We start from the raw sequence: 18,224 nt of genomic DNA on the forward strand, positions 1-18,224 counted from the left end.
CACCGGGGCGGCGACGTTGGTCATCTGCGCGAGATCGTCGACGCCGCGGGTGTAGAGCCAATGCCAGAGCTGGGCGACGCGCATCCTGATCTGGCCGGGCGGCACGCCGATGGCGGCGAGATGGCCGGCGAGCTCTTCGCGGCTCGCGCCCACGAGCTGGCCCTCACCCTCCGTGCGCTCGGGCGCGGTACGCACCTCGGGTGCGATCGCATCCTGCGTGCGCCGGCGGAGGAGGGTGAGGTTGGCCATGGTCTACTTGCAGTTCTGGATGCGGTTGGAGCCGGCCGTCACACCCGACAGGGAGAAGGTGTAGGAGGTGTTGGTGCCGCGTGCCGAAGTGCCGCTGACGCTCATGGAGCGGCCCGCCCGCATCGCCGTCACGAGCTGCTGCTCCTCGGCGGTCGATTCCACCCAAGCCCCATCCTCCTTGGTGAAGAGGGTGAACTTCTGGCCGTCGACGTCCACCGTCACGGTGGAGTCGGGGGCGAAGGGGTAGCCGACGAGCACGCTGACCTCGTTGGTCACGTTCTCACCCGGGCGGCTGGTCAAGAAGAAGAAGACGTCTCCATGATTGCGGTTGCTGGGAGACAGCGTCTTCGGCTTGGACAGAATGTAGCACGTCACTTGTCCGTTGGCTTCGAAGCGATAGGCTTCCCAGTCGTTGAATTGCTCCAGCAGCGTCGGCGCTCCCTGAGCGGCGGCGGAAAACGACACCAGGAGAGCGAGTAGGGCTGCGAGTGGCCGCATGGCAATGTCCTAAGTCCGTCGATGCACGCCCTTCCCATTTCAGGTGAAGCGCGCTGGGGTCAAGTCCTGTCCCCTTACGCATTGGCCATGAACGAAACGTTCTTGACCGTGTGCGGGGGGCCACAGGCGTGACAAAGCCGCACGAAGGTTGAAGGGACGGTGAACGATGCCGCACGTCGAGCATGCGGCGCAAATGCCGCGCGAATCAGTACGGCGGGCGGCAGATGGACCAATCTTGCGTCGCCGGGCTTGCGTGGAACTGGTCTGAGGCTGGCTCGGAGCGCGGCGGATCGATGCAGCGGGTGCGTCGATCCGCCGGCCCTGGCGGTCGAAAACCGCTCGGTCAGGAGGTGAGCGGGGCGCTCGGCGGGCGCACGACGACGCGGGTGCCGATGGGCACGCGGCTAAAGAGGTCGATGATGTCCTGGTTGAGGAGGCGCACGCAGCCCGAGGACACGGCGTGGCCGATCGAGTAGGCCTCCTGCGTGCCGTGCAGACGGTAGAGCGTGTCGGCGCGGCCCTGGAAGAGGTAGAGGGCGCGGGCGCCGAGCGGGTTCTGGATCCCCGGCTCCATGCCGTCGCGATATTTTTCGAGCTGCGGGTCGCGGTCGATCATCTCCGACGGCGGCGTCCAGGTCGGCCACTCCCGCTTGAGTTGGATGGTGGCGTTGCCGTCCCAGCTGAAGCCCTCGCGGCCGAGACCCACGCCGTAGCGCATCGCCTTGCCGCCGGGCATCGTCCAGTAGAGGAAGAAGGCCCCGGTATCGACGACGATGGTGCCGGGACGCTCGCCGGTGGGATCGTCCACCTCGCGGCGGAAGAAACGCGGGTCGATCTGGCGCAGGTCCACCGCGGGAATCGGATAGGGCTCGTCGGTGACCGGCCCGTACATCTGGCGGTAGTAGTCGGGGATCGCGGAGCGAACGGGGGCGACCGGCGCGGTCCCCATCACGATCTGGTGATTGGGATTGGCCTGACAGCCGGCGAGGGCGAGGGCGGCACCGCCGCCGGCGACGAATGCGCGGCGGTTCAGCACGGCACCGATCCCGATCGTCGCATCTGACCGCCCGGCACCGCGACGGAATGGGGCATACCCCACCTACTCCTCACCATAACGCTCAACCTCTGTCGTACTACGCTAGAACGTCGCTCGTGCGCGCCCGTGGCCGGCATCCGCATGCCGGTCCCGCCCGGGCGCCCGATCGCCTGTTGATCCCGCTCGTTCGCGTCAAAAAAACATTGACACGCCCATACATAGCCGAAGTCGGGGCGTAATTGTGTGATCCGAAAGCCTCGGCCGGCCTGCCGCCTGACAGGCTGCCGCGCTGTCGCGCGATCACGTCACGCCCGACCCCGGAAGGCGAACGCGGCGAGCGGCGTTTGGTTCGACCATCACCGCGCCGTGCGCCTCCGCCGCTCATCGTGCAGCCGCCGCGTCGCCGAGGAGGTAGGCGGCGATGGCGAGGCGGTCGTCCTCGGTGAGGAAGCGCGTCGTGTCGCTGACGAACTCGCCCATCGCCCCGCCGAAGGCGTCGCCGTCGATGCCGATGCCCGTCTGGAGCGATGCGGCGAGGGCGGGCTCGGTCCATCCGTCGGCGGCGAGCGCCGCGGCGGTGATGGGCGGCGCGCTGCCGCCGCCGGGAAGATCGTCGCCGCCCTCGAGACGCCGCGCCTCGATGCGCCCGCCGAGCGGCCCGCGCGGCGTATGGCAGGCGCCGCAGTGAACGACGTTCTCCACCAGATAGCGCCCCCGGTCGGACCCCGTGCCGTCGCCGCCACCGGTCACCTGCGGATCGGGCATGTTGAGGAGCCGCCACAGCTTCAGCGCCGGACGCCAGCTGAACGGGAAGGGGATGTCGTGGGCGGGGGCGGACGTCGCCACCGGTGCCACCGTCCGGAAGGCGGCATAGAGATCGGCGACGTCCTGGTCGGTGAGGCCGGCATAGAAGGTGTAGGGGAACACCGGGTAGAGCGGCGCGCCCGACGGCGACACGCCGCGGCGCACGGCGGTGGCGAAGTCGTCGAGCGACCAGTCGCCGATGCCGGCGTCGGCATCGGTCGTGAGATTGGGGCCGCGGAAGGTGCCGAACGCCGTGTCGAGCGGCGGGCCGCCGGCGAGCGGCTTGCCGCCTCCCGCGAGGTCGGTGTGGCAGGCGATGCAGCCCGCCGTTCGGGCGAGATAGGCGCCGCGCTGCGGATTGCCCGGCTCGGCCGCCGCCACCGGGGCGCCGCGCCGCAGCGGCACCCATGTCAGCGCGGCCACCACGGCGGCGGCGCCGACGGCGCCCGCCACCGCGAGGCCGAGCACGATCCGCCCGAGCGGCCTCACGCCGCCCCTCCGTGCCGCACCCCTCGCACCCCTCGCATGGGCCTAGTCCTGCCGAAAGTCGGTGTGGCAGGCGCGGCAGGCCCCGCCCACGGCCTTGTAGACCTCCGTCGCGGGCTGGTCCGCCAGTGCGACGTCGCCTGCCGGTGCCTCGGGCGCGCCACCCATCAGCGAGCCCATCGACGGGGCCGCGCTCGCCGTATCGCCGGTGTTGTCGGCGGCCTCGACCAGCGCGCCGGCGGCGGCCTTCAGATCCTCGGCCGCTTTGGTGAAGGCGGCGAAGTTCTCCCAGATCGCGGGCAACGCCTCGCTGTCGCCCACGAGGCTGCCTTCCGGGAAGAGGTCGGTGATCGCGCTGCCGGCGTGGTCGCGGATGACCGCCGCCTCGCGCCGGACGGCGTCGGCGTCGTAGGGCGCCTCGCCGTTCATCATCGGCCGCAGCGTCCGGCTCGCGTCGCGCAGGGTGTCCATCAGGTCTTGCCGCGCCTTGACCGCCTCCTCCGGCGACATCGCGGCGAGAGCGACGGTGCCGCCCATCGCGATCAGGCCGGATATGGCGACGGCCCCCAGAAGTCTCCGCATCGTTCGTCCTCCCATGTTGTGCTTCATGCACAATCGCGCGTTGCTGATGTGACCAGCGGGATGTGACAGGGACAACGCGAGGCGTGGTCACTTATCCGTCATCGCATCCAGGCGGCGCGCCGTGCCTCAACGCTGCACCGGGGCTTGCGTTCCGCGTCGCGGCTCCGCCACGCGCCATTGACCCGCCGTCCTCGCCTCACAACCTTGGATGATGCTCCGATCTGGGAGGCGCCCATGCCCCGGGACGCGCTGGCGCACGCCGACGCTTTCGACACGCCGCAGACGAGGTTCGACCACGACGCCTCCGCGGACGGGGGAGGCGGTCGGGCGCGCGACCTCGGTCTGCTTCTCGACGCGGTGGAGGCGATCAACGCGGCGGCGTCGACGGCGGCCGCCGTCGCCGCGCTGCTCCATGCCGCGCTGAGGGGCACCGGGGCGGGCGGCGCCTGCCTCATGCGCCCCGCCGCGGACGATCTCATCGTGACCGAGTGCGCCGGGTCGCGGCCGCTCGACAAGCTGATCGGCGGGGCGCGCCATCTCCTCGGCGGCGTCTGCCGCGTCGACGATCTCGCCGGTGCCGCGTGGTGGGCGGGTCGCGCCGGCACGCCCTCGGGAGGCGCCGCGCCGCGGTCCTGGCTCTCCGCCCCCCTCCGCCTCCATGGCGGCGAGACGGCGCTGCTCGTCTCTACCAGCGTCACCGTGGGCGCCTTCGGGATGACGAGCGAAGCTTTCCTCGCGCGCGCCGCAAGCCTCGCCGGTCAGGCGATCGCCAACCGGACCGCTTGCGAGCGCAACACGCTGCTCGCCGCCGTCATCGACGGCTCGTCGGTCTCCGTGGTGATCGCCGATGCGCAGGATCCCGACCGGCGCCTCATCTATGTGAACCCCGCCTTCGAGCGGATGACGGGCTATGGCCGGGCCGAGGTGCTCGGCCGCAACTGCCGCTTCCTCGCCGCCGAGGGAGGTGATGCGCACGAGCGGGCGCGGCTGCGCGACGTCGTCGCCGCAGGCGGCAGCGGCACCTTCACCCTCCTCAACCGCAAGCGGTCGGGCGAGCTCTTCTACAACGACCTCACCCTCTACCCCATCCCCGACGAGACCGGCGCCACCCGCTATCTCGTCGCGACTCAGGTCGACGGCTCGCAGCGCCACGCCGTGGAGGCCGAGCGGGACACCGCCCGCGATCGCCTCGCCATCGCCCTTTCGAGCATTCCCGCCGGCTTCCTGCTGCTCGACGAGCACGATCGCATCGTCTTCGCCAACGAGCCCTTCCGCCGCGCCTATCCGACCGGCGGGACCGACTGGCAGCCGGGCGAGCCCTACCGCGAAGCGATGGCACGGCACGGCCGCTTCACCGGCCTCGACCCGGCCGCCGGCGAGGCGCTCGCCGCGCGTCGCCTCGCCGCGATGCGCACCGGTGCCGCGCCCGCCGAAGCCGTCCTTTGCGACGGGCGGGTCGCCCGGATCAGCGGCGGTGTCACGCCCGACGGCGGCGCGCTCGCCATCGTCGTGGACATCACTCGCGAGAAGCAGCACGAGCGCCTCCTCGCCGAGCGCATCGCCGCCGTCGACGCGGCCCAGGACGCCATCGCCGTGCTCGACGAGATCGGCGCCTTCGTCTACGTGAACCCCGCCTTCCGCAGCCTCTACGCCATCGCCGACGCTGTCGACGTGGTGGGGACGTCGTGGCGCACCCTCTTTGCCGAGGAGAACGCCGAGGATCTCCTCGCGCGTGCGGCACCGGCCCTCGAGGCCCGCGGCGTGTGGCGTGGCGAGGTGGTCGGCCGGCGCGCCGACGGGCGGACGGTGGAGCAGGAGCTCGCCATCACCCGCCTCGACGGCGACCGGCTGATCTGCATCGGTCGCGACATCACCGAACGGCGCCGGGCGGAGATGGAGCGGGCGCATCTCCTCACCCAGCTCGCCCGTGCCCAGCGGCAGGAGGCGATCGGCGTCATCGCCGCGGGCCTCGCCCACGATCTCAACAACGTCGCCTCCGTGGTCACCGGCTCGGCCGGCCTCATCGCCGAGGCGGTGCCGCCGGGCTCGGCCGAGCGCCGCCATGCCGATCGCATCGCCCAGGCCGGGCGCTCGATGTCGGACCTCATCTCCCGCCTCCTCAATTTCGGCAAGCGCGCCCCGACGCGCGGCACGGCCGAGCTCGGCGCCGTCGTCGCGGAGGCGATGGAGCTCGTGCGCACCGGCCTCGACAAGACCATCGCCGTCCGCGCGCGGAGGACGGAGGAGGCGGTGACCGTCCTCGCCGATCCCACCGAAGTGCTGCAGGTGATCCTCAACCTCGCCTTCAACGCCCGCGACGCCGTCGACCAGCCGGGCGGAGAGATCCATTTGGCGGTGCGCCAGCTGCCGCGCGGCGGGCACAGCGGGATCGACGACTGCGGCGTCGTCGTCGGAACACATTTCTGCGACCGCCCCTACGGCTGCGTGTGCGTCACCGACAACGGCCGCGGCATCGATCAGCGGCACTTCGGCGACGTGTTTCGGCCCTACTACTCCACCAAGGGGGCGGGCGGGACGGGGCTCGGCCTCGCCGTGGTGGCGGGCATCGTGCGGGCCGTCGGCGGGTTCGTCCACCTCGCCTCGTCGGTGGGGGAGGGGGCGACCTTCTCCGTCTGCCTACCTGTCGTCGATCCCGACGGGACGCCCTCTCCGCGGCAGCCCGAGCCCCGCGCGCCGCTTGCGCCGCCCAATGGCGCGAGCCTCGCCGGGCGCCTCGTCCTGGTGCTCGACGATGATCCCGTCGCCGGCGAGGTTGTCGCCGCGACCCTCGAGGCCGCCGGCGCCGAGGCCGCTGTGTGCCAGAATGCCGTCGACGCTCTCGCAGCCCTCGCCGACGACCGGGACGCGTGGGACCTTCTCGTGACCGACCTCGCGATGCCCGGCCGCTCCGGCGTCGAGGTGGCCGAGGCTGCACGTCGGATGCGCCCGGGCCTGCCGATCCTCCTCCACACCGGCCGCACAGACTGGCCGACGGCGGTGGAGCGCCCCGAGATCTTCGACGACATCGTGCCGAAGGGCGCCGATCCGGGCGACGTCACCGCCGCCGCGGCACGGCTGATCGAGCGCGCGAGCCCTCCTCCCGACCGCTCGGACGACCCCGCCAAACCCTGACGCCGGCGCACGGCTCGCCCGCCCCGACGCCCCCCGCGTGTCAAGATAGATTCACGGGAAGCGTCCATCTGGCGAGAAGACTGCATGCACGTCGTCGACTGGCGATAGGGAGACTCACGATGGCCGATATCTTTGCCGAGAGCTTCACCGAGGAGCCGCTGTGGTGGAATATGGCGAAACCCGAGCCGACCACCCCTGATGCACTCCCCGATCGCTGCGACGTGCTCGTGGTCGGTGCAGGCTACGCCGGCCTCGGTGCCGCCCTCACCTTGGCCGAGGCGGGGACCTCCGTCGCGGTGGTCGATGCCGAGATGCCGGGCTACGGCGGTTCTACCCGCAACGGCGGTCACCTCACCGGGGCGTGGTCGATGATCGATCCGAGCGCCAAGGACCAGGGGGCCTTGCGGGCGCGCGTCGCGACGAGCATGGACGCCTTCAACCATACTCGCGACCTCATCGCGCGGCTCGGCATGAAGGGGGTCTACGAGCCCGTCGGAAAGTTTCTCGCCGCCTTCGCGCCGAGCCACTACGAGACCCTCGCGCGCAAGGCCGAGTGGGCCGTGCGCGAGGGCTTCCTGGATGCCGAAGCCGTGCCGCGCGAGCGGCAGGAGGAGGAGGTCGGGACCAAATTCTATCACGGTGGCGTGCGTTTCGAGCCGGGCGGGTTGGTTCAGCCGGCGCGCTATCACGCCGGCGTCCTCGCCGCCGCGCTCGCCGCGGGGGCGAAGGTGGCGAGCCCGGTGCGCGTCACCGCCATCACCCCCACCGCGTCGGGCTACGAGGTGACGACGTCGGCGGGCAAGGTCGAGTGCGCCGAGGTGGTGATCACCACCAACGGCTACACCGGAGCGGCGACGCCGGACCTGCAGCGCCGCGTGGTGCCGGTGGCGAGCTACATCATCGCCACCGAGGTCCTTCCGGAGGATGTGGCGGCGGCGCTGATCCCCAAGCGCCGAGCGGTGTCCGACTCGGCGAAGGTGCTGTCCTACTACCGCCTGTCGCCCAATCGGCGTCGTATGGTCTATGGCGGGCGCGCGAGCTTCCGCTTCACCACCCCGCGCGAGGCGGCCGTCGGTCTCCATGCGATGATGTCGCGCCGTTTTCCGCAGCTCGCCGACGTGAAGGTCACCCATGCCTGGACCGGCAACGTCGCCTTCGCGCGGGACTGGCTGCCGCACATGGGCAGCAAGGACGGCATCCACTACGCCCTCTGCTGCAACGGCGGCGGCGTCGCGATGATGAGCTATCTCGGCCATCTCGTCGCCAAGAAGATCCTGGAGCGCCCGTCGGCCCCGCTCGGTGCGTTCGACGGCACCGTGTTTCCGACGATCCCCTTCTACAACGGCAATCCCTGGTTCGTGCCCCTCGTGGGGGAGACCTATCGGCTGCGCGACCGCATCGCCCGCGGGTCGGACTAGGACGGGATCAGGCCTCGCCCTCGGAGCCTTGGACGCTCGGGGCGAGGGCGGCCGCGTTCCACCACTCGGTCATCGCTCCGGCGTTGGGCCGGGCCACCATCATGATGATCTCGGCGGGTCGGTCGCCCACCGACTCGGCCCGGTGCGGTAGCTCCGAATCGATCATGATCCCGTCGCCCGGCCGCAGGAGATGCGTCTCCCCGGCGACGTGATAATGCACCGTGCCCGACAGGACCTGGCAATATTCCTGGCCGGGATGGGAGACCATCACCTTCATCTTCTCCTCGGTCGGGAAGGTGAGGCGGAACACCTGGAAGGCGTCGAACGGCGCGCCGCCGGCGAGCGGGACCCAGCTATAGCCGCTTCCCGCGAGCGGGCGGCGCGCGGCCGCATCCTCGGCCCGGTGCACGGCCACCGACGTGCGCGCCGGAAGCGCCCGATCGTCGAACAGCTCGTCGACGCCCACCGAGAGGATCTCGCAGAGCTGCACCAGGTGGGTGATCGACAGCGCCGTGTGGCCCCGCTCGATGCGCGACAGCGAGCTCTCCGAAAGACCGGCCCGTGCCGCCACGTCGGCGAGCCTCAGATTGGCGGCGATGCGGGCGGCCCGCAGCCGCGCGCCGAGCTTGCGCGCGGTGTCGAGGGCGCTGTCGGATTGTCGATCGGTCATGTGGAGCGTTTCATCGGCGGTCTGGCGTAGTTCTGAGCGTAGTCGGGCGTCGCTATCCCCTCGGCGAGCCGGGGGCAATCCTCCGGCGCGCCGAAGGCGAGGCTCACCGGTATCTTTCCGGCCCAGAGGTCGAGCCCGTAGTCCTCTTCCACGTCGAGCACGCCGACGTCGCGCACCTTCGCCGACACCTCCTCGATGGGGAAGCGCAGGAAGAGGGTGGCGGCGAGCTCCTTCGGCTTCGGCGGGCGCACGGTGTGGCCGGGCATCAAGTCGTTGACGAAGGCCTGGACGAGGCCGCGCTTCTCCTCGGGGTCGGTCACCGCCTCGCCGTGGGAGAAGATCATCACCGAGCGATAGTCGAGGCTGAAGCCGAAGCCGGAGCGGCCGGCGACGATGGAATCGATCAGCGTCACCGTGATGGTGGCCGGCGCGCCGTCCTTCAGCGCGCCGAGAACGCCGTTCGCCTGGCTGCCGTGGATGTAGACGTCCTCGCCGATGCGCACGATGGCGGTGGGCAGAACGCGCGGCTCGCCGTTCACCACGGCGCCCACATGGGCGATCAGCGCCTCGTCGATGATCGCGTGCACCAGCTCGCGGTCGTAGTGGCCGCGGTCGGGGCGCAGGCGCAGCTTGGTGCGCGGTGTGGGGGTGTAGGCCTCGGTGCTCATGCGGCGGACTTTCCGGTTTCGGGGTCGCCCTCGTAGTCGGCCCGAGCGCCGCTGTAGCGGCCGGCGAGCAGCTCCATCAGGCTCGCATGGAGCGAGGCGGGCACGTCGACGCCCTCTTTTGTGGTGCGCTCGCGCGCCCGGTAGCGCCGGTCCGACGGCAGGCGCGTGCCCTCCTGCTCCAGGATCATCGAGAACAGGCGCTCGGCATGCTCGGCCTGGCGGGCGAGATCGCCGTTGGGCATCGCCTTCGTCGGATCGATGGCGATCACGAGCTCGCCGCCGCAGGGGGCGCCGGTCTTCGCCACGTCGCGCTCGCCCGCCTCCACCGACAGGACGTCGCCGATGAGCGGACCGGCGAGGAGCTCCACCATCATCGCGATGGCCGAGCCCTTGGCGCCGCCGAAGGGAAGCTGGGCGCCGGCGAGCGCCGCCTTGCCGTCGGTGGTAGGGTTGCCGTCGGCGTCGATCGCCCAGCCGGGCTCCAGCGGCTTGCCGTCGCGCATACGGATCTGGATCTCGCCGCGGGCGCTCATCGAGGAGGCCTGGTCGAAGACGAGCGGATGGCGGCCGGGGCGGGGCCAGGCGAAGGCCATGGGGTTGGTGCCGAATACCGGCTTGATGCCGCCATAGGGGGCGACGTAGGGGATCGCCGACACGAAGGCGAAGGCGACGAGCCCGTCGTCGGCGAGCCGCTCCACCTCCGGCCACAGCGCCGCGACGTTGAGCGCGTTGTTGACGGCGAGCGCCGCGATCCCCTGCGCGCGGGCCCGCTCCACGAGCGGCGCGTGGCCGCGCTCCAGCGGAAGCGGCGAAAAGCCGTTGTGCCCGTCGACGCGCACGATGGCCGGGGCGAGGTCGGTGAGGGTCGGCTCGGCCTCGCCGGAGGCTTGTCCCGCCTTCAGCGCGTTCACATAGAAGGCTATGCGGAAGAGGCCGTGATGGCGGCACTCGTCGCGCTCGGCGGCGGTCACGGTGTTGGCGATCGCCTCGGCGTGCGGCTCGGAGAAGCCTTGGGCGAGGAGGAGGCGGCGGGCTGTGTCATGCACTTGCGCCAAGCTCATGCGGACGCTGTCGGTCATCGAGGTCTCCATTGCGCCTGTGTGCCGGGGAGCTTGCGTCGCTTCTTGCATCTGATGCAAGTTCGATTTGCGAGCAGCCGCTGGCTAGCGTTGCATCAGCCTGCTGGCATCGATGCTGCACGATGCGGTGTGGGATTTCGGAGGATGGGCCATGGACCAGCAGATCGCCGAGCCGATGGTGACGGTGCGAAAGCGCGGCTTCTGCAATCTCTGCCGCTCGCGCTGCGGCGCCGTCTACGTGACGGAGGGCGACCGCCTCGTGCGGGTCGAGCCCGACACGCAGCATCCGACCGGGCACGCCCTGTGCCCCAAGGGGCGGGCCGCGCCGGAGATGCTGTCGGAGCCGACGCGGCTCTTGAAGCCGCTGCGCCGCACCGCGCCCAAGGGGGCGGAGGATCCGGGCTTTGAAGAGATCTCGTGGGACGATGCGCTCGCGACGGTGGCGGAGCGGCTCGCCGCGGTGCGGGCCGAGAGCGGGGCCGAGGCCGTCGCCTTCGAGGTGACCACGCCGAGCGGCACGGGCATCTCCGATTCCATCGACTGGATCGAGCGCTTCATCCGCGTCTTCGGCAGTCCAAACACCGTCTATGCCACCGAGATCTGCAACTGGCACAAGGACTTCGCCCATGCCTTCACGTTCGGCATGGCGCGGCCGGCCCCCGACTTCGCCCACTGCGACGTGGCGGTGCTCTGGGGCTTCAACCCGTCCAACACCTGGCTCGCGCTCGCAAGCCGGCTCGCGGCGGCGCAGCGGCGTGGCGCCCGCCTCGTGGTGGTCGACCCGCAGCCCACCGGCTACGCCCGCAGCGCCGACGTCTGGGCGCGGCTGCGGCCCGGCAGCGACCTCGCGCTGGCGCTCGGGCTGATCCGCGCCGTGCTGGAGCGCGGCCGGTACGACGAGGCCTTCGTGCGGCGCTGGACCAACGCCGCGCTCCTCGTCGATGAGACGGGTGCGCTGATTGAGACGCGCGCCGCCGACGGCACGCCGCGCCACCTCGTGTGGGACCAAGGCGCGGGCGTCGCCGCGCTCTACGACCCGGCGACGCGACTGATGCCGGTCGAGGCCGATCGCCTCGCCCTCTCCGGCACGATGACGGTGACGGTCGACGGTCGCACCATCGCGGCGCGGCCGGTCTTCGCGACGCTGCGCGAGGCCGTGGCGCCCTATGGTCTCGCCCGCACCGCCGCCGAGACGGGCCTTGCCGAGGCGACCATCGAAGCGCTCGCGGAGATCTTCGATGCCGGCACCGCCGTTGGCCTCTACGCCTGGACGGGCGTCGGCCAGCATCAGGCCGCGACGCAGACCGAGCGTGCCATCTCGATCCTCGAGGCGCTGTCGGGCGCGGTGGATCGGCCGGGGACGGGGGTGGTCGTGCCGGCGGTGCCGCGCAACGGCGTCGCAAGCCACGACATCCTGCCGCCGGAGCAGCAGGCGAAGGCGCTCGGCCTCGCCGAGCGACCCATCGGCCCCGCCCGCCAGGGCTACGTCAACGCCGCCGACTTCAGCCGCGCCGCCATCGAGGGCGATCCCTACCGCGTGCGCGCCCTCGTCGCCTTCGGCGGCAACATGATGGCGAGCCAGCCCAATCCCGAGCGCAGCGCCGCCGCCCTCGAAGCGCTGGACTTCCATGTCCACGTCGACCACCGCATGACGCCGACGGCGCGCTATGCCGACATCGTGCTGCCCGCCACGCTGCCGTGGGAGCACGAGGCGCTGAAGCTCGGCTTCGAGCTCGACGCCGCGGCGCAGGGCCTCGTGCAGCTGCGCCCGCGCATGGTGCCGCCGCGCGGCGAGGCGCGCTCCGACACCGACATCGTGTTCGACCTCGCGACCCGCCTCGGTCACGCCGACGACTTCTTCGGCGGCAGAGTGGAGGCGGGGTGGGCGCACATCCTCGCCCCCTCCGGCATCACCCTCACGGCGTTGCGGGCGAGCCCGGAGGGCATCGCCGTGCCGCTCGAGCAGCGCTACGAGAAATATGCCGCGGAGACTGACGGGCGCGCGGCGGGCTTCGCCACCCCGACCGGGCTCGTCGAGATCCACTCGGTCACGCTCGCCCGCCACGGCTATCCGCCGCTACCCGCGGGGGATGCGTCGCCGGCCGGCCTCACCCTCACCACCGCCAAGGACGGGCTCTACTGCCACAGCCAGCACCGCGACATTCCCTCGCTGCGGCGGCGCTCGCCGGAGCCGCGGGTGCGCCTCCACCCCGACCTTGCCGATCGCCACGCCATCGACGTCGACGACTGGGTGCTGGTGGAGACGGCCGCCGGCCAGGCGCGCTTCCGCGCCCGGCTCGACGCGCAGGCCGACCCGACGACGCTCGTCGCCGACTATGGCTGGTGGCAGGAGAATGTGCGTCTCGGCCTCGCCGCGCTGCCGGTGAAGGGGGAGGGGACGTCGAACTACAACGCCCTCGTCGACGGCCATCTCACCGACCCGCTCAGTGGCTCGGTGGCGCTGCGCGGCGTCCCCGCGACGATCACCCGCGACAGGGTGGGCAACGCCCCGGCGCGCGCCTTCGCCGGCACGCGCCCCTTCCGCGTCGTCGCCGTCCACGCCGAAACGCCGACGATCCGCACCATCACCCTCGCGCCGGAAGACGGTGAGCCGATCCCCGACTATCTCCCCGGCCAGCACCTCGAGGTCGTCCTCGACCGGGAGGGGACGGCGCTGAAGCGGGCCTATTCGATCTCGGGCGGCGAGGGCGGCCTGACCATCTCGGTGAAGGCGATGGCGGCGCCCGCCGGCCTGTCGGTGCCGGCGGGTGAGATGTCGAACCATCTCCACCGGGCGGTGGCGGCGGGCAGCGTCCTCCATGCGACGGCCCCCAAGGGGCGCTTCCTGCTCGGGGCGGGGGAGGGGCCGACGGTGCTGATTGCGAACGGTGTCGGCATCACGCCGTTCGTTCCGTTCCTGAAGCGCCTCGCGCCGGAGGGCCCGCCCGTCGCCCTCGTCTACGGTGTGGCGGGGGCGGCCGAGCACGCCTTCGCCGCCGAGATCGCAGCCGCCGCCGTGTCCAACGCGCGGCTGCGCGTCCACACCTACTATTCGCGCGAGACCTCGCCGCCGGAAGGCGTCGCCTGCGGTCGGCTGAGCCTCGCGGGTCTCGAGGACTTCGTCACCGACCCCGCCTGTCGCTTCTATCTCTGCGGCGCGAGCGAGATGATCCGCGCCGTCGCCGGCGATCTGGAGCGGCTCGGCGTGCGGCCGTCGCGGATCGAGTGGGAGGCGTTCACGGCACCCGCGATGCGCCCGGCGGTGCGACCCGACCGGCCGTTCGCGATCACCCTCGGCGCCCACCAATTCGCCTGGACGCCCGACGATCGCACCCTCCTCGACGCCGCCGAGCGGCAGGGCGCGCCGATCAGCGCCGGCTGCCGCACCGGCCAGTGCGAGAGCTGCGCCAAGACGCTCCTGTCGGGCAAGGTGTTCGATGCGACGAGCGGGGTGGTCGACGGCGTGGCCGAGATCCTGACCTGTCAGGTGGTGCCGATCAGCGACGTGCGCCTCGCCGACTGACGGGGCGGATCGCTCAGGAGGCGGCGGTGCGGCGCTTGGCGGGGCTGCTGCGCCGCCGATAGGGCGGCGTCGGCGCGGTCGGCGTCTCGGCGCGCTCCGGCACCGGTGCCCTCGCGGCCGACATCACCCGCGCCTCGGTGTGGACGTCGACGAGGCTGTCGACGAAGCGCTGGGCGAACTTGAAGTCCTTCACGCTCGCCCCGGTCATCGCCACCACGGGGCTCACCATGCGCGTGAGGTCGGGCCGCAAAGCCCGTAGGCGCCCCTGCGCCACGTAGGGGGCGGCCACGTGGTCGGGCAGATAGCCGATGTTGCGGCCCGAGAGGACCAGCGTCGTCTGGGCGTGGGCGCCGAGGCCGATGTCGCCCCGCGTCGCCGCGTTGCGCGTCTTCTCCGGGTGGACATATTCGTGATGGCCGCGGTTGCAGTAGACGGCGTTCTCGATCGCCTCGCGCGTCAGCTCCGCGTCCGGCACGGCGAACAGCGGGTGGCTGCGGCCGGCGTAGATCGCCGCCTCCTCGTCGAACAGGCGCTCGGCGGCGAGCTGGGGGAACTGCTCGTTCTGAATGCCGATGCCGACGTGGAGAAGGCCGTCGGCGACGCGCCCCGTCATCTGGAAGCCCAGCATGATCTCAACGCGGAAGCGGCAGTTGGGGTAGTAGTCGGAAAAGCGGGAGATCGCCTCGTCCACGTGGGCGCGGGGGTTGTCGACGATCTGGTCCTGGATGCCGATCACGAGCTCGTGGCCCTGACCGTCGCCGAGGCTCGCCGCGCGCTGGCGGTAAACCTCCACCGAGGCGAAGAGGTCGCGCGCGGCCTCGTACACCACCTCGCCCTCGGGCAACAGCTTAAAGCCCTTGGGGCCGCGCTGGCACAACCGCACCCCGAGCCGCGTCTCCAGCGACTTCAAATACTCGCTCAGCATCGACTGCGACAGATTGAGCGTGGCCTGGGCGGCCTTGAAGCTGCCTTCCTCGACGATGGTGCAGAAGCAGCGCAGCAGCTTCAGATCGATGTCATAGACTTGACTGAGATTTGACATGACGCAATGACCGGTCCGCCGTGTCGGGCGACAAGCATAGATGCAAGGAATGTGCCCGGCTCGCTGCAGGATGTGCCCGCGTCCGCAGCCGCCACGCACTGCACAAATGACAGACTAGCCCACGCGGCGGCGACGGTCACGCGCGCGCCGCGGCGCTGTGCGATTAAATCTTTGGCGTAATGCATAGAATTGCGTCTGTGGGTCGCTGATCCGAGCTTCTATAATTGCCGATGGTCAACAATGCTGCGGTGCGCCTAGCGTCGCGCTCCGGCAACCCATCAGCGATCGGCGGAGAATGACGCGTCCCTTCCATCTTGCCTGGTTCGTCAACTTCGCGGTCGATGAGTGGAACGGTCCGTTCTCCGCCGGCGGCACGCCGTGGAACGGCGAGTTCTACATCGACATGGCGAAGGCCATGGAGCGGGCGTGCTTCGACTACATCATGCTCGAAGACACGCTGATGATCTCCGATTCCTACGGCGGCAGCATGGACGCGTACTTGAAGTACGCGCTCATGGGTCCGAAGGGGGATCCGGCGCCGCTCGCCGCGCTCCTCGGCAACCACACCTCCAAGATGGGCGTGGTGGCGACCTTCTCCACCATGGCCTACCCGCCTTACATGCTCGCCCGTCTCTGCGCCACGCTCGACAACATCTGCGGCGGCCGCTTCGGCTGGAACATCGTGACGAGCGGCGAAAATCTCGCGGCGCAGAATTTCGGCATGGACGAGCTGCCTCCCCGGCAGGACCGCTACGACATGGCCGACGAGTATGTGGAGCTCTGCCGCCAGCTCTGGATGAGCTGGGAGCCCGGTGCCATCGTCAAGGATCACGCGACGGACACTTACGTGGACTACACCAAGGTCCACCCGATCCACTTCAAGGGCCGCTACTATAAGTGCCGTGGTCCGCTGAACTGCGTGCCGCCGAAGCAGGGCAATCCGCAGCGCCCGGCCTTCGTGCAGGCCGGTGGCTCGCCCCGCGGCCGCCAGTTCGCGGCGCAGACCGCCGATTCCATCATCGCCGTCGCCTCCAGCGTGAAGGCGATGAAGGCCTACCGCGACGACATCCGCGAGCGCGCCGAAAAGTTCGGTCGCGACCCGGACGAAGTGAAGGTGTTCTTCATCGCGAGCCCCGTCCTCGCCGAGACGGAGGCGAGCGCCAAGCGGCGTTTCGAGGCCTATACCGCCTCGATCGAATATCAGGTGAAGACGCTCGCCTCGGTCAGCTCGATCACCGACATCGACTTCTCCCAGTTCGACCTCGATGAGGAGCTGCCCCACCTCACCACCAACGGCGAACAGGGCTCGCTCGACGCGTTCGCCCAATGGGGCTCCGGCAAGACCCTGCGCCAGCTCTGCAAGGACCGGGCGACGCGCGGTCTCGACGGCTTCGTCGGCACCCCCGACCAGGTCGCCGACCGGATGGGCGAGGTGATGGACGAGGTCGGCGGCGACGGCTTCCTCATCTCCTCGCCGTTCCAGAAGGTGAGCCGGGAGTACATCCTCCAGGTCTGCGAAGGGCTCGTTCCCGCGCTGCAGCGCCGCGGCCTGACCCGGACCTCCTACGCCGAGCCGACCTTGCGCGAGAACCTCAAGGCGTTCTGACACCCGGCCCCACGGCCGATCCACTCGTGGCCCCGAGGCCGCCATACGACCCGCGGCCTCGGCCGCCACTCTTGAAGGACGACGGATGCCCAAGCGCTTCCATCTCGGCTGGTTCATGAACTTCGCCCTCGACGAGTGGAACCAGACCTTCGCCGCCGGTGGCGATCCCTGGGACGGGGGCTTCTTCATCGACATGGCGAAGGCCATGGAGCGGGCGTGCTTCGACTACATCATGCTCGAAGACACGCTGATGGTCTCCGAAGCCTACAAGGGCACGATGGAGACCTACCTGAAGTACGCCATCATGGGGCCGAAGAACGATCCCGCCCCGGTCGCCGCCATCATCGGCAACCACACCCGCCACCTCGGCGTCGTCGCCACCATGTCGACGATGGCCTATCCGCCGTTCATGCTGGCCCGCCTGTCGGCGACGCTCGACAATATCTGCGGCGGCCGCTTCGGCTGGAACATCGTGACGAGCGGCGAGAACCTCGCGGCGCAGAATTTCGGCATGGACGAGCTGCCCCCGCGGCAGGACCGCTACGACATGGCCGACGAGTACGTGGAACTCTGCCGCCAACTCTGGGCGAGCTGGGACCAGGACGCCGTGGTGCTCGACCGCGAGAACGACACCTATGCCGACGCCTCGAAGGTCCGCCCGATCAACTTCGTCGGCCGGTTCTTCAAGTGCCGCGGACCGCTCAACTGCGTGCCGCCGGTGCAGGGGCGGCCGGCCTTCGTGCAGGCAGGCGGCTCGCCGCGTGGCCGCCAGTTCGCCGCCGAGACGGCCGATTCCATCATCGCCCCCTCGTCCGGCGTCGCCGGCATCAAGGCCTATCGCGACGACGTGCGCGCCCGCGCCGAGAAGTCCGGCCGCAATCCCGATGACATCAAGGTCCTCTTCGTGGTGGCCCCGGTTCTCGGCCACACCATGGACGAGGCGCAGGAAAAGCTCGACCGCATCCGCAACCACCCCGGCTACATCGACAAGACCCTCGCCGCCATCAGCGCCATCACCGACATCGACTTCGCCCAGTTCGATCTCGACAAGGAGCTGCCTCACCTCACCACCAACGGCGAACAGGGCTCGCTCGACGCCTTCGCCCAATGGGGCTCCGGCAAAACGCTGCGCGAGATCGTGATGGAGCAGGTGAACCGCGGCCTCGACGGTCTCGTCGGTACCCCCGACCAGGTCGCCGACCGCATGGGTGAGATCATGGAGGAGGTCGGCGGCGACGGCTTCCTCATCACGCGCCCCTTCACAACCAACCTCAGTCGTCAGTACATCCTTGAAATCTGCGAGGGGTTGGTTCCAGCTTTGCAACGCCGTGGGTTGACCCGGACTCAATATACGAAGTCCACTCTACGAGAGACGTTGCGCGAGTTCTGACGACGGGCGGCGAGGGCCGCACGTCGCCGCGTACGCACCGA

General features: G+C 70.4%; 13 protein-coding genes and 1 pseudogene. 5 read left to right on the plus strand and 9 right to left on the minus strand.

All coding sequences use genetic code 11. The features are described 5' to 3' along the window. From JCR33_RS00005 to JCR33_RS00025, 5 genes and pseudogenes are all read right to left on the minus strand, one after another. Positions 1-249 (minus strand): annotated as a pseudogene (locus tag JCR33_RS00005) (23S rRNA (adenine(2503)-C(2))-methyltransferase RlmN); the annotation flags it as partial. A 3-nt stretch (positions 250-252) separates the two neighbouring features. Further along, positions 253-747 carry an invasion associated locus B family protein gene (locus JCR33_RS00010; protein WP_198879961.1) on the minus strand — a complete coding sequence of 165 codons (495 nt, stop codon included), beginning with the start codon at positions 745-747 and terminating at the stop codon, positions 253-255. 343 nt (positions 748-1,090) lie between these two features. Beyond that, on the minus strand, positions 1,091-1,780 hold the full coding sequence (locus JCR33_RS00015) for a L,D-transpeptidase (protein WP_232372080.1): 690 nt from the start codon (positions 1,778-1,780) through the stop codon (positions 1,091-1,093). Between the two features lie 384 nt (positions 1,781-2,164). Then, a complete protein-coding gene (locus JCR33_RS00020) occupies positions 2,165-3,076 on the minus strand; it encodes a c-type cytochrome (protein WP_211109975.1) in 912 nt (303 codons plus the stop codon). 42 nt (positions 3,077-3,118) lie between these two features. After that, positions 3,119-3,655 carry a c-type cytochrome gene (locus JCR33_RS00025; RefSeq protein ID WP_198879962.1) on the minus strand — a complete coding sequence of 179 codons (537 nt, stop codon included), beginning with the start codon at positions 3,653-3,655 and terminating at the stop codon, positions 3,119-3,121. A gap of 234 nt (positions 3,656-3,889) precedes the next feature. Here JCR33_RS00025 and JCR33_RS00030 point away from each other — a divergent pair, with 234 nt between their 5' ends. Next, on the plus strand, positions 3,890-6,787 hold the full coding sequence (locus JCR33_RS00030; protein WP_198879963.1) for a hybrid sensor histidine kinase/response regulator: 2,898 nt from the start codon (positions 3,890-3,892) through the stop codon (positions 6,785-6,787). A gap of 119 nt (positions 6,788-6,906) precedes the next feature. Further along, a complete protein-coding gene (locus JCR33_RS00035; protein ID WP_198879964.1) occupies positions 6,907-8,205 on the plus strand; it encodes an NAD(P)/FAD-dependent oxidoreductase in 1,299 nt (432 codons plus the stop codon). Positions 8,206-8,212: 7 nt separating this feature from the next. Here the strand turns inward: JCR33_RS00035 and JCR33_RS00040 are convergent, their stop codons facing one another. From JCR33_RS00040 to JCR33_RS00050, 3 genes are read right to left on the minus strand one after another with little or no spacing between them, the layout of a single operon-like run. Then, positions 8,213-8,875, minus strand: coding sequence for a helix-turn-helix domain-containing protein (locus JCR33_RS00040; RefSeq protein WP_198879965.1), 663 nt, complete (start codon positions 8,873-8,875; stop codon positions 8,213-8,215). Further along, entirely contained in the window at positions 8,872-9,543 is a 672-nt protein-coding gene (locus JCR33_RS00045) for a pyridoxamine 5'-phosphate oxidase family protein (RefSeq protein ID WP_198879966.1), read from the minus strand. Before JCR33_RS00045 ends, JCR33_RS00040 begins: the two co-directional genes overlap by 4 nt. After that, complete coding sequence (locus tag JCR33_RS00050; RefSeq protein WP_198879967.1) at positions 9,540-10,622, minus strand: Ldh family oxidoreductase; 1,083 nt, start codon at positions 10,620-10,622, stop codon at positions 9,540-9,542. The genes JCR33_RS00045 and JCR33_RS00050 overlap by 4 nt, the downstream gene beginning before the upstream one ends. A 151-nt stretch (positions 10,623-10,773) precedes the next feature. Here JCR33_RS00050 and JCR33_RS00055 point away from each other — a divergent pair, with 151 nt between their 5' ends. Continuing rightward, positions 10,774-14,145: a molybdopterin-dependent oxidoreductase gene (locus tag JCR33_RS00055; RefSeq protein WP_198879968.1), complete on the plus strand. Its 3,372-nt coding sequence runs from the start codon at positions 10,774-10,776 to the stop codon at positions 14,143-14,145. A 13-nt stretch (positions 14,146-14,158) separates the two neighbouring features. On the opposite strand, the gene JCR33_RS00060 is transcribed toward JCR33_RS00055, so the two are convergent. Next, the gene (locus JCR33_RS00060) at positions 14,159-15,187 is read right to left on the minus strand and encodes a LysR family transcriptional regulator (RefSeq protein WP_198879969.1); all 1,029 of its coding nucleotides are present in this window, start codon (positions 15,185-15,187) and stop codon (positions 14,159-14,161) included. A gap of 295 nt (positions 15,188-15,482) precedes the next feature. On the opposite strand from JCR33_RS00060, the gene JCR33_RS00065 reads away from it, so the two are divergent. Next, positions 15,483-16,793 (plus strand): NtaA/DmoA family FMN-dependent monooxygenase, encoded by a 1,311-nt coding sequence (locus JCR33_RS00065; protein ID WP_211109976.1) that lies wholly within the window; start codon positions 15,483-15,485, stop codon positions 16,791-16,793. An 85-nt stretch (positions 16,794-16,878) separates the two neighbouring features. Next, complete coding sequence (locus JCR33_RS00070) at positions 16,879-18,183, plus strand: NtaA/DmoA family FMN-dependent monooxygenase (protein WP_198879970.1); 1,305 nt, start codon at positions 16,879-16,881, stop codon at positions 18,181-18,183. Positions 18,184-18,224 lie beyond the last annotated feature (41 nt).

It is taken from the genome of Acuticoccus mangrovi, assembly GCF_016411865.1.
Classification (GTDB): domain Bacteria; phylum Pseudomonadota; class Alphaproteobacteria; order Rhizobiales; family Amorphaceae; genus Acuticoccus; species Acuticoccus mangrovi.

Coding starts and splice junctions, on each gene's coding strand:
- JCR33_RS00055 (WP_198879968.1), top strand. CDS start 10,774: ATGGACCAGCAGATCGCCGAGCCGATGGTGACGGTGCGAAAGCGCGGC.
- JCR33_RS00030 (WP_198879963.1), top strand. CDS start 3,890: ATGCCCCGGGACGCGCTGGCGCACGCCGACGCTTTCGACACGCCGCAG.
- JCR33_RS00045 (WP_198879966.1), bottom strand. CDS start 9,543: ATGAGCACCGAGGCCTACACCCCCACACCGCGCACCAAGCTGCGCCTG.
- JCR33_RS00050 (WP_198879967.1), bottom strand. CDS start 10,622: ATGACCGACAGCGTCCGCATGAGCTTGGCGCAAGTGCATGACACAGCC.
- JCR33_RS00070 (WP_198879970.1), top strand. CDS start 16,879: ATGCCCAAGCGCTTCCATCTCGGCTGGTTCATGAACTTCGCCCTCGAC.
- JCR33_RS00060 (WP_198879969.1), bottom strand. CDS start 15,187: ATGTCAAATCTCAGTCAAGTCTATGACATCGATCTGAAGCTGCTGCGC.
- JCR33_RS00035 (WP_198879964.1), top strand. CDS start 6,907: ATGGCCGATATCTTTGCCGAGAGCTTCACCGAGGAGCCGCTGTGGTGG.
- JCR33_RS00040 (WP_198879965.1), bottom strand. CDS start 8,875: ATGACCGATCGACAATCCGACAGCGCCCTCGACACCGCGCGCAAGCTC.
- JCR33_RS00010 (WP_198879961.1), bottom strand. CDS start 747: ATGCGGCCACTCGCAGCCCTACTCGCTCTCCTGGTGTCGTTTTCCGCC.
- JCR33_RS00065 (WP_211109976.1), top strand. CDS start 15,483: ATGACGCGTCCCTTCCATCTTGCCTGGTTCGTCAACTTCGCGGTCGAT.
- JCR33_RS00025 (WP_198879962.1), bottom strand. CDS start 3,655: ATGCGGAGACTTCTGGGGGCCGTCGCCATATCCGGCCTGATCGCGATG.